The 11760-nt window shown below is 50.3% G+C and carries 7 protein-coding genes; 2 read left to right on the top strand and 5 right to left on the bottom strand.

Annotation, left to right across the window (positions count from 1 at the left end; all coding sequences use genetic code 11):
- Positions 1-186: 186 nt before the first annotated feature.
- Positions 187-1200: a LacI family DNA-binding transcriptional regulator gene (locus ACTHMC_RS21295; protein ID WP_440416217.1), complete on the top strand. Its 1014-nt coding sequence runs from the start codon at positions 187-189 to the stop codon at positions 1198-1200.
- Between the two features lie 12 nt (positions 1201-1212).
- On the opposite strand, the gene ACTHMC_RS21290 is transcribed toward ACTHMC_RS21295, so the two are convergent.
- Positions 1213-2745: a hypothetical protein gene (locus ACTHMC_RS21290; protein ID WP_440416216.1), complete on the bottom strand. Its 1533-nt coding sequence runs from the start codon at positions 2743-2745 to the stop codon at positions 1213-1215.
- 176 nt (positions 2746-2921) lie between these two features.
- On the opposite strand from ACTHMC_RS21290, the gene ACTHMC_RS21285 reads away from it, so the two are divergent.
- On the top strand, positions 2922-4976 hold the full coding sequence (locus ACTHMC_RS21285; protein ID WP_440416214.1) for a hypothetical protein: 2055 nt from the start codon (positions 2922-2924) through the stop codon (positions 4974-4976).
- 151 nt (positions 4977-5127) lie between these two features.
- Here ACTHMC_RS21285 and ACTHMC_RS21280 read toward each other — a convergent pair whose 3' ends face one another.
- The 4 genes from ACTHMC_RS21280 to ACTHMC_RS21265 all read right to left on the bottom strand — a co-directional run bounded on the left by ACTHMC_RS21280 (position 5128) and on the right by ACTHMC_RS21265 (position 11751).
- Positions 5128-6183, bottom strand: a complete 1056-nt coding sequence (locus ACTHMC_RS21280; RefSeq protein ID WP_440416212.1) for an alkene reductase — start codon at positions 6181-6183, stop codon at positions 5128-5130.
- A gap of 150 nt (positions 6184-6333) precedes the next feature.
- Entirely contained in the window at positions 6334-8718 is a 2385-nt protein-coding gene (locus ACTHMC_RS21275; RefSeq protein WP_440416210.1) for a glycoside hydrolase family 3 N-terminal domain-containing protein, read from the bottom strand.
- Positions 8719-8753: 35 nt separating this feature from the next.
- Positions 8754-9572 (bottom strand): ATP-binding protein, encoded by an 819-nt coding sequence (locus tag ACTHMC_RS21270; protein ID WP_440416208.1) that lies wholly within the window; start codon positions 9570-9572, stop codon positions 8754-8756.
- Between the two features lie 28 nt (positions 9573-9600).
- Positions 9601-11751: an alpha-galactosidase gene (locus tag ACTHMC_RS21265; RefSeq protein ID WP_440416206.1), complete on the bottom strand. Its 2151-nt coding sequence runs from the start codon at positions 11749-11751 to the stop codon at positions 9601-9603.
- Positions 11752-11760 lie beyond the last annotated feature (9 nt).

Below are 11760 nucleotides of genomic sequence, written 5' to 3'. Positions count from 1 at the left end.
ACCAGTTCTCTGGTGTGCTGCGGCATTGTTGAGAAAATAATAGTCGCCATTTATAAAGCGCAGTTTGTCAGAGACTTATAGTTTCTGGCAGGCTGCGTTTTGGCATATCCGCCGGAAATTCTCCGGAAACGATTCCGGAACCGGTACATTATTTATATTTGGAAGCCCCATTTATAAAACTGAAACATGGCAACGGTAGATCTGAAAAGACTGGCAAAAGAACTGAACCTGGCGGTTTCAACCGTGAGCCGGGCTTTGAGAGATAGTTATGAGATCAGTGCGGAAACCAAACAAAGAGTTTTTGAACTGGCGCGTAAGCTCAATTATGTTCCCAATCCATATGCAAGCAGTCTGCGCAAACAAAAGAGCAAGACCATTGCCGTGGTGATACCGGAGATCGCCAATAATTTCTTTGCACTGGCCATTAACGGCATTGAAAGTATTGCCCAGGAAAAAGGGTACCATGTACTTATTTATCTCACCCATGAACAGTACTCCCGCGAAGTGAGCATTGCCCGTCACCTTCAAAGTGGCAGGGTAGATGGCCTGCTGCTCAGCCTGTCTGGTGAAACCAATAATTATGAACACCTGCAGGACCTGAAACAGACCGGTGTGCCCATCGTGTTCTTCGACAGGATCAGTGAATCCCTCAACAGTGCGCGTGTGATCACCAACGATTTTGAAAGTGGCATGAAGGCCGCTGATCACCTGATAGAGCGGGGATGCAGGCGTATTGCGTATTTATCAATTTCCAATAACCTGAGCATTGCCAATAAACGGATGGATGGATACCTGAAGGCGCTGGAGAAGCATGGAATAGCTCATGATCCCAAACTGGTGCTGCAATGCAGCGCCAATGATAACGAGGCCAACTATAAAGCCATCTGCAACCTGCTGAAGAAGAAGAACAGACCCGATGGTATTTTTGCTTCGGTGGAAAAACTGGCTATACTCAGTTACCAGGCCTGTGAGGAATTGAAGCTGCGGATCCCCGGAGATGTGAAAGTGCTGGGCTTCTCCAATCTTGAAACGGCCGCCTGGCTGAATCCTTCGCTCACCACCATTACCCAGCCTGCTTTCGAGATCGGCAAGGAAGCGGCGGCACTTCTTTTTAAAACGATAGAAAAAAAGAGCATGAACTTCTCTGACGAAAAGCTCGTGCTCAATTCAACACTGATCGTTCGTAATTCAACAAAATAATCAGGCTGGAGATTATTTCTTTTGCAGCCTGGCTTCCAGTTGCGCTTTGTAAAGTGATGGAGGTTGCAACCCTTCTTTGTTCAGTCCTTCCCATTCCGCATCCATCCTGTCTTTGAAGCGGCCTGGTGTTTTCCGGCCATTCACGCCGATGGCATAATTCTTTCCGCTGGCCCAGGGATTCTGAACGGCGGCGGCTTTCACCTTGCAGTTCCAGAGCACCTGTGTTACACCGGCCCAGCCATGACCACTGCCGTAATTGCCACGGTCCTGCACATTGATCTCTCCGTCAGTCGTGATATTGTCGTACAGCGTGCCAACCGCCCAGCGGTGGTGTGGCCCGATATCGGCATGTGTGGCAGTTGAAGAACAATTGTAGAATACATTCGGTCCAAGTGTTTTGGCGCCGGTCACATAATCATGGCGGCCGTCGGAAGTTGTACAGTTGAAGAAAAGATTCTGCTGCCCGTCGTTATTGAAAGAATAACGGCGTCCGCCGGTGATCTTTGATTTGTGATCGAAACAGCGGCTGTCAGAGACTGTTATGTTCTTCGCTCCCGGACTTAGATTCACACAGGCATACGCAAAATAGCGGGCCGTAACATTGCGCACCCAGCCGTTTTCGATATTCTGAAAGCTTACGGCATCCCAGGAATGATCTTCCGCAGTATCGCTGCTGGCAGGTGATTCACAGTAAAGGTTCTCGATACCGATATGCTGCAGGCGGCCATCGAATGTGTATTTGAAGAGGGCTGCGCCGCCATAACCGGCATCGATGGGCATCATCACGGGGTTGTCCAGTACCACAGTATTTCCTTGAACGCTGACTATCTGTCTTTCGAACTGAAGATTGTATTCACTGGCCCTCCATTGTTTGGTGCCATTGCGTTCAACGATCTGGTCCATTTTCAGATCGGAGATCCATTTGTCGTTAGCAGCCTGAAAGAGGATCACTTTATCACCTGCGGCAAATTTTGAGCCTTGCTCTACATTTATACTTGAAGCACCGGTTGGTACATATTTATCAGTGATGGCAACGCGGGTGCCGGGAACTTCCCGGATACCGGCTTTGATATTCACATCGATGAGTGGTTTCTGATTGGGGGCAGTGGCGATAAGTTTAGTACCATCTTCCGTATTGCCTTCGCCGCGCAGCACAATGCCGCTGGTATTGATAAGCAAAGAGCCCGGAATATTATAAGTACCGCGTTTCAGCAGGATAGCCCCGCGGAAACCACTGGCATCGGGCTTTTGGGCTGAGAGCTTATCGATAGCAGCCTGGATCTGCTGCATGGCGTTTTCTGAAGGGGAAACCGTGATGGCAACCGGAACATCAGGAATGGGTTTGTTGCTATGATAAAATCCCACGGCACTGAAATCAGGGATGGTATTGCCCTGTTTGTCGGCCCGGTATTCAAGACTGCCGTTCTTCAGTTGTTTGACGAATTTCGATTCCCAGGCAGGCATGCCGGTGAAAGCGATAGCGGATACGGAAGTTGTGATGGCAACCGCTGCGATGAGGCGGTTCCTGGATGGTGATGAGGTCATGCAATCGGGTTTACTTCTTTCTATAATATTCCAACAAAAATCGTTTCGTTGCGTGCTGATGCCAGAATAGTTGAATAATTGGCCAATTACCCGGCGGAGCCCTTGTTCGTATACAAATTCAATCGAATAATTTAGCAAACGCAAACAGGTTGTTTCAGCAACTGCAACTAATATATATGACGAATATTCAAACCGTAAAATTGCTTGCCCTCGCTTTTTTATCGCCCCTGAGTTTGCTGGCGCAAACAGCTCCGGTGGCTGAACAAGAGGACCGCTGGACTATCCGGCCCGATGGCGGCATCCACTGGAAGGTGGAAGGCCGCCTGCCGCATATGGATCATATTGAAATGAGCGGGGAAAAGGTTTCCCTCTGGGTAAGATATGGTGCCGATGCAGAGGGGCGTCCTTCTGTGGACCGTACCATGGTATTCCCTGCGTTCAGGCTGCTGCCGGTAAGGACCATTGCCAGCATGACCTACAATGTTACAGATAATGATCTGCCACGCTTTCTCATCAACGATAAGCCCCTGCGCGCCGCTGTTTACAATGCCACGGTATTTGAAGCCATGCCTGAACAGGCAACGGATTTCGATCATACCAATGGTGTGCTCACCATCAACAGCCGGATCGGAAAGGATAAGAACCTGCTGCTGCGCCGCCGTCTGTATCCTTCAACAGACAAGGCCATTGCCATTGAAGAGTTCACTTTCACCAATACCAGTGCGCAGCCTGTAAAACTGGAAATGGAGTTCCTGCGCAGGGAAGTCAAGCCGGCGAAAGAGCGCTCCACACCTGCACAACACAGTTTTGTAGTAACCACAATGAATGAAGGAGTGGTGAACCTGCAACCTGATGCAACAATTAGTTTTTATGTCGGCTTTGCTGCTGCCAGCCAGGGCAGGCCGGAAGCATCAATTTCTGCCAATGAGTTTCAGAACCGCGTGAACAGGGTGCAGGATATCAAATCGAAACTGGTGCTCGAAACTCCTGATAACCTGCTCAACACCGCCTTCGCTTTTGCAAAGCTTCGCGGTACGGAAAGCATATTTCTCACCAAAGGCGGCTATATGCACGGCCCCGGTGGCTTGCGCTACTATGCTGCCATCTGGGCCAACGATCAGGCGGAGTATAATAACCCTTTTTTTGCTTTCCTGGGAGATGATATCGGTAATAAATCCGCGATGAACTCTTACCGGATGTTCGCAGCTTATATGAACCCGGAATACAAACCCATTCCCAGTTCCATCATTGCCGAAGGTGATGCCGTATGGCAGGGTGCTAAGGATCGTGGTGATATGGCTATGATTGCGTATGGGGCTGGCCGCTACGCCCTGGCAAACGGAAATGCTGATTCTGCCAGCGTGCTCTGGCCACTGATCGAATGGAGCCTGGAGTATCTGCATCGCAAACTGAATGCCGATGGAGTTGTCAGCAGCAACAGTGATGAGCTGGAGGGCAGGTTCCCGGCTGGTTCTGCCAACCTGCATACCAGCATCCTTTATTATGATGCGCTGCGTTCCGCAGGTATGTTGGGCAAATCATTAGGATTGCCAGCTGCTCAATTGAAAACCTATGCCGGAAGGGAAAAAGACATCCGGAAAAATATAGAAAAGTATTTCGGCGCAACCGTGGAAGGTTTTCAAACCTACCGTTATTATGCCGGTAACGATACCCTCCGCGCCTGGATCTGTGGTCCGTTAACGGTTGATATCTTCAACAGGAAACAGGGCACTATCGATGCGCTGTTCTCGCCACGTCTCTGGACGGAAGATGGGCTGGCGTCCCTGGCCGGTAACAAAACTTTCTGGGACCGCTCCACGCTGTATGCATTACGGGGTGTGTTTGCAGCAGGCGAAACACAGAAGGCGCTCGATTTCCTGAAATACTATTCCCGCAGGCGATTACTCGGTGAGCATGTGCCTTATCCGGTGGAAGCCTATCCGGAAGGCAATCAGCGCCATCTCTCTGCAGAAAGCGGACTCTACTGCCGGATCTTTACTGAAGGTGTATTCGGCATGCGCCCTACAGGTTTCAACAGCTTCGATTGCAGCCCAAGGCTGCCAAAAGATTGGAACGAAATGGCGCTGAAAAATATCCATTCATTCGGTCATGTATTTGACCTGAAAGTGGCGCGCGTTGGCCCAGGCAAATTGCAGGTGATTATTACGGAGAATGGGAAAGAAAAGAAGTACAATGTGAAAGATGGAGCAACAGTTGCCGTCAAATTATAATGCTGTAACAAATCAACACTACAGCGGGGCTGGCTCTCAAGAGCCGGCCCTATTTTATTTCGCAGTGTCCAGTCGCTCGCGTCCCCGCGAGTGACTGCAATTCCGGCGCCTCCCGGCGGCACGGTGTTCGCCGGAGACGAAAAAATATAAGTCACTCGCCAGAGGCGAGCGACTGGTCCCCGAGTGTGGGATAATCCGTATAACCTTGAGCACCGCCGCCATACATCTTACCGAAGTCAGGCGCATTCAGCGCAGCATTCAACCTGAATCTTTCCACTAAGTCAGGGTTGGCAAGAAATGATTTTCCGAATGCTACCAGGTCAGCAGCTTTTGATTCCAGTAATGTTTCCGCAGAAGCGGCAGTCTGGCCATTGGCGAGGATCAAAGTGCCGGTGAAGGATTCACGGATAGCGGTGAGCGTTTCTTTGGGAATAAGTTTGTTAAGGGAAATATGGAGATAGACAAGTCCAAGCGCATTCAGCGATGTGGCAAGATGCACATACGTGTCGTGCGTTTCCTTTGCATCGTAAGCCGGCATTTCATTGGTGGTGGCAAAGGGAGAGATCCTGATGCCTGTTCTTTCTTTGCCGATGGCTTTGATACAGGCTGCGGCCGTTTCAATCACGAACCTGCTCCTGTTGATAAGATCGCCACCGTATTCATCACTGCGCGTATTGAAATGCGGGTTGAGGAATTGTTCAAGCAGATAACCATGCGCACCATGTAGCTCGATGCCGTCGAAACCCGCTGCTATAGCGTTTTCTGCGGCCTGTGCATGTTCTCTTACCAATTGTTGAACGTGCTCCGTGCTGAGCGGAACAGGCTCTTTGCCTTCCTGGTGAATTGCTGTTACATGAATGCGTTTCGCCTCTTTGGGGAGATTACGGATCTCATTGATCCTTCCGGTATGCATAAGTTGCACGAAGATCTTTCCGCCTTTTTCATGCACGGCATCGGTGACCATTTTCCAGCCGGCTATCTGCTCTTTGTTGAAGATGCCCGGTGTTTTGTAGTAGCCCAGTCCCTCCTGTGCAGGGGCCGTGCCTTCCGTTATGATCAGCCCGGCAGTGGCGCGCTGCGCATAGTACTCGGCCATCATTGTATTGGGAAGATACCCGGCTGCGCGGGAGCGGGTCATTGGCGACATCACCATATGATTGCGGAGGTCCAGGCCATTGGCGTGAAAAGGAGCGAGGAGGATATTCATGTATAGATGCTGTTTGTGTCCCCTAAAAATAAAAAGACCGGATGAATAATCGGCGTATTCATCCGGTTAATTACGCAGCGCCCAGTAGCTCGCCTCCGGCGACGGAATAAAAGTCACTCGCGGGAACGCGAGCCACTGGGCACACTCAAACTACTTTACGATGAAACTTTTCTTCAGCCTGATATCCGTTGATGAACTGCCGATCTGTACTTCGAATTCCCCCGGCTCTACGGTCCAGTTCATGTCTTTATCCAGCAATGCCAGGTCATCCGGGCTCAGCTGAAAGCGAACAGTTTTTGTTTCGCCCGGTTGCAGGTGGATACGTTCGAAGCCACGAAGCTGTGTTTCATACTGCGTTACACTGCTGATCCTGTCCTTCAGATAAAGCTGCACCACTTCATCACCTTTTACTTTTCCGTTGTTGGTGATGTCTGCAGTAACTGTTACGGAAGCCTGTGCACGCAGACTGTCCGGTGTTACGCTGAGATTGCTGTAGGTAAAACTGGTATAGCTCAATCCATGTCCGAATGGATACAGCGGCCCGTTCACGGCCGTTTTACCATAACCGTTAGGTCCATCGCCGGGCTGCCCTGCGTGTGAGCCTGGTTTGTAAGGGAAGTTCAGTTCCAGTTGTCCGGTGGTTTTAGGAAAGGTAACGGCCAGTTTACCGCCGGGATTATAATCCCCGAAGAGTGTTTCGGCAATGGCCTTACCGCCGGTAGCACCGGGGAACCATGCTTCGAGGATGGCCGGTGTATATTTCTGCGCCCAGTTGATAGTGAGCGGGCGGCCATTGATCAGAACCAGGATCACCGGTTTGCCGGTGGCCTGCATCGCCTGTAATAACTCTAATTGCCTGGCCGGAAGATCAAGCCCGGTCCGGGTCTTGCTTTCTCCTACCATCTTTTCATCTTCTCCTAAAACAATTATTATGGCGTCAGATTTCTTAGCGAGCGCAACTGCGGAGTCTATGCCGGATTGTTCCGCTTTGGTGATAGGGGTTGGCAGGATCTCGCTTTCAGGCCAGTTGGGATCCGTGATTGCACAACCCCTGGTGTATTGCACTTTGATGTTTTTTCCTGCGTATTGCTGCAATCCTTCCAGAACAGAGATCACATGCACATTGGAAGGGCCGTAGCGGCTGATGCTGTGATTGGTTTCAGCAGCCAGCGGACCGGTCACCAGTATCGATCTTGTTTTTGCAGGGTTGAGCGGTAAAGTGTTGTTGTCGTTCTTCAGCAATACCAGCACTTCCCTGGAAAGTTGCTCCTGCATAGCTTTTGCGTCTGCATTGTACACCAGCGTATCCGCTGCGGCGGGATCAGTCACAAAGGGATGGTCAAAGAGGCCAAGCCTGAACTTTACACGGAGCACGGCTGCCACGCGTTCATTGATGGTCTTCACGGAAAGCGAGCCTTCATTGATCAGTTCGCGAAGCGGCAATACATAGTCTTCCGGCTTAGTGAAGTCTGTGCGCACATCCAGTCCTGCTTCCACCACCTGCCGGATGGCTTCCTTGTAATTACCCGCCACCATATGTTTCTTGTATAGAAATTCAACAGCGCGGCTGTCTGATACCACATAACCATTGAAACCATATTGCTGTCTCAACAGTTCCGTAAGAAAATATTTACTGCCGCTGACGGGAACGCCATCATAATCATTATAACTGCTCATCACGCCCATTACATGGGCTTCCTGCACTACGCGGCGAAAGGGGTAGAGGTGAATCTGGTGCAACTCACGGGGGGTGATATGCGGATCTGTTCTTGCGTCGCCATCACGGCCACCCTTGGGCATACTGTAGGCTGCAAAATGTTTGATGGTGCTTGCAACGCCCTGGTGCTGGATGCCCAGTGCCATCTGCTTGCCAAGCTCTGCGATATGGAATGGATCTTCCCCATAACATTCCACCACACGGCCCCAGCGGGGATCGCGGGCCAGGTCAAGGATGGGGGCATATACGTTTGTATAACCGGTGGCGGCTGCCTCGCGGCCTACTACCATACCGGCGTGATACACCAACTGCCTGTTCCAGGTGCTGCCGATAGCAATAGGCGCAGGCAGCAAAGTGGCGCGGTCGTGGTTCAGGCCATGAATGCCTTCATTGGTGAAGTCAACCGGAATACCCAGTCTTGTTTCCTCCACAAACCAGCGCTGCACCGTATTGATAGCAGAAGCATGTTTGCTCTGCGGGAAGGAATACCGGGTTACGGCTTTCTTATTGTAAGGAAGACTGTTCAGATGTTCATCGATATTGGCGATGCCATCTTTCCAGAGGCTTTGTTTCCATTGCGGGGCAGGCAGTTCATCTTTGAGCACGCGGCCAAAACCATAGAGCGTCACCATCTGGCAGGTCTTCTCGTCGGTGTTCATCTGGCTGATCAGGTCACTGATGCGCGCCTCGGTGGGTTGCTTCGGATCTTCATAAATATCCTTCTTCCCGTTCTTGTTGAAATCGATCCAGCCCTCATGATAAATGGAAGATTGCTGTGCCTGCAAAAAAAATGGTACTGCAATAACAGGCAGTACCATAAGAAGCGAATGTTTTTTCACTATAAGCTGTTTGTTTATTTCAGTTGATAAGCTGCAACGGTCTTGCCATTGAATGTAGGCACATAAATGATCTTTTTGGCAGGATCATAACCGATATCAGCTGTATTCTTTTTCTGCTGGTGTGTTTCCAGCAGCGTATCCACTTTCCCGTCTTTATGAACATAAAAGATATAACCTGACCAGGCAGTCACAATGAAATCGCCATTGCCAACAGGCTCCACGCCATCGCCACCCTGTGGCAGTGTGGCAACCGGGGTGATGTTCTTATTCGCATCCGCTTTTCTGAAATCTTTACCTGCAGCGATGTAAAGATCGGTGCCGATGGCTTTCAGTCCATTCACGCCTTTCTGATCTGTGAGATATTGTGTGGGTACATCATTCTCTAATTTCCAGATGATGCCGGTACGGGAATCCGAAACATATACGATGCCTTTACCGGTAATGGTTACATCGTTGAGCATTTTAGCGCTGTCAGGGCTGATCTTCTTTTCGATCTTTCCTTTTTTGATATCGATGATCACGATCTCTGTTACATCGGCCACAAACATGCGGTTCCCATAAATGCCGATGCCCTTGGGGGCATTGAGGCCCGTGATCCAGGCGCTGTCCCATTTCTTTCCATCGGGGCTCATTTTACCCACACCGCCTTTGCCGTCCACGGCCCATCCGGGACCGTCGATCAGCGATACATACATGATCTTGTTCTTTCCATCGAAGTATACGGATTCCGGAATAGCGATAACAGTGTCGGTTTCCCAGATCTTTTCAAGCTGGTGCTGAGCGCTTGCGCCCAGTGATGTAAGGATGAAGGCTGCAAAGAAGATCTTTCTCATATTGAAGAATTTTTAAGTGTGACCATGATCATTCGGCTTCGATCTCAAATACATTGCTGGTTACGGCAAATCCCCTGGGTGCAATATTCAGGCCAATGCTCATCAGGTATTCGCCTGTGTATTGCTTATCATTCTCCGGACTGCCGGATTTGGTGCCGGGGTACAGATTGATCTCCCTGATGCGATAGATCTTTAGGGGATCGAGGCCCTGCAGGCGGACATTCGTAAAGATATTCTTTCTGCGTGGAGTGGTGAAGTACTGGAAGAGAATGCTGCTGGTCTTTGTTTCGTTCACATACATCAGCACGGCGCGATCCTCCTCATAAGGAGATACCAGTCTGTACTGATCGCCCTGCTGGATGACCGGGCTGATCCTTTTGTATGTTTTGATGGCATTGCTGGTGAACTCAATATCCTGTGGCGTGAAAGTATTGGTGCGGATATCATATCCCAGTCTGCCCATCATGGCCACATCCGTGCGGTACTTGAGGCTCTGGTTCTTGCCCATACTTGTAACGTGCGCAGAAATGGTATTGGCGGGAAAGAAATAAGAATAGCCCCACTGGATGAATACGCGCTCCAGTCCATCCGTATTATCACTGGGCCAGAACTCCGTGAAATATTTCATGGCGCCATAATCCGTACGGCCACCACCGCCTGCACAAAGCATGATGGGAAGCTTCGGGTATTTGACGCGGATACGGTCCAGCACCTTGTATAACGACCTCGTATATTCGATGTATAAATGCGATTGTTTTTCTTTCAGATAAGGGGAATATGCATTGGTCATGCTCCGGTTGCAATCCCATTTGATATAGGCCAGTCCGGGATTCTGCGTGAGCAGGTCATCAACGATCCTGAAAACGAAGTCCTGCACTTTGGGATTGGTGAGGTCAAGCACCAGCTGGTTCCTGCCATAATGTTCTTCACGGTTGGGGAGCTTCAGGATCCAGTCGGGGTGGGCTTTGTATAGATCGCTCTTCGGGTTTGCCATTTCCGGTTCCAGCCAGATCCCGAAATGCAGGCCTCTCTTTTCCGATTCATTCACCAGGTAACCGATGCCGTGGGGCAGCTTGGTTTTGTTGGCTTCCCAATCGCCGAGGCCGGTCTTATCGTCATTGCGCGGATGATTATTTCCGAACCAGCCATCATCCAGCAGGAAAAGGTCAACGCCCAGTTTCTTTCCTTCGTCGAACAACTCCACCAGTCTGTTCTCATCAAATTTGGTGTAGGTGGCTTCCCAGTTGTTGAGCAGTACCATGCGCTCTTCTTTTCCATTCAGCACAGCATAGTTGCGTGCCCAGCGATGAAGATTTCGGCTGGCCTGTCCCTTACCATTACTGCTCCAGGTGAATACCATTTCAGGCGTGGTGAATGTTTCGTTGGGTGCGAGAAAATATTCAGAGGCATAGGGATTGATGCCGGAGCGGACCCGCAGGGCATTGCGCTGGTCAATTTCAAAAGTGAACTGGAAATTGCCGGTCCAGTTCAATGTTCCGGCAATCGTTTCACCAGTGTTTTCGTCAGAAGGTCTGTTGAGCGATAAAAAGTAAAACTGCGTTTGATAGAAGTTTGTCCTGGTACCCAGTTTGCTTTCCAGCGATTTGATGCCATGTGTGAGTTGTTCTTCCACCATGTTCACTTCGCGGGCCCAGTCGCCATGGAACTGCGTAAGCCAGTATTGATCTGCATTGAAGTGCAGCATGCCCGAAGCGTACTGCGTGAGCATCACGGGTTTTTTCTCCTGGTGCCTGATGATGGTCTGGCAACTGAACACATCCTCATTGGTCCAGGCGGTGTAATGCAGGGTCACTTCAACAGGGTATACGGGGTCCTTCATCAGGATATCGGTGGTGATCACTGTACCATTCTGTTTACTGCTGTGCGATACATAACGCAGGTCAAGGGATGGGTTTCCATCGTTATGTACCATACGGATGGCGGGCTCGAACTGGTTTTCCATACCGGCTGTGAGATAGGCTTCCCGGCCACCACTGAGCTTGCCAATGCTGGCCTTATCTATCTTTCTGCCGAAATATGATTGCAGTACGCGTTGATTGCCGGCTACATTGAGTACCAGGCTGGCGTTCTTTGTTTCGATGAGGATGGGGGCAATGCGCTGCGCCTGGAGTTGGATGCAGGTGAGTACAGCCAGCACCAAAGCCGGAAATCTGATCATAGAAGGTTT

The sequence above is a fragment of the Pseudobacter sp. genome (genome assembly GCF_051955275.1).
Classification (GTDB): Bacteria; Bacteroidota; Bacteroidia; order Chitinophagales; family Chitinophagaceae; genus Pseudobacter.
Note: the sequence above shows the minus strand (reverse complement) of the source record. Positions and strands in the feature narration are given on the sequence as shown.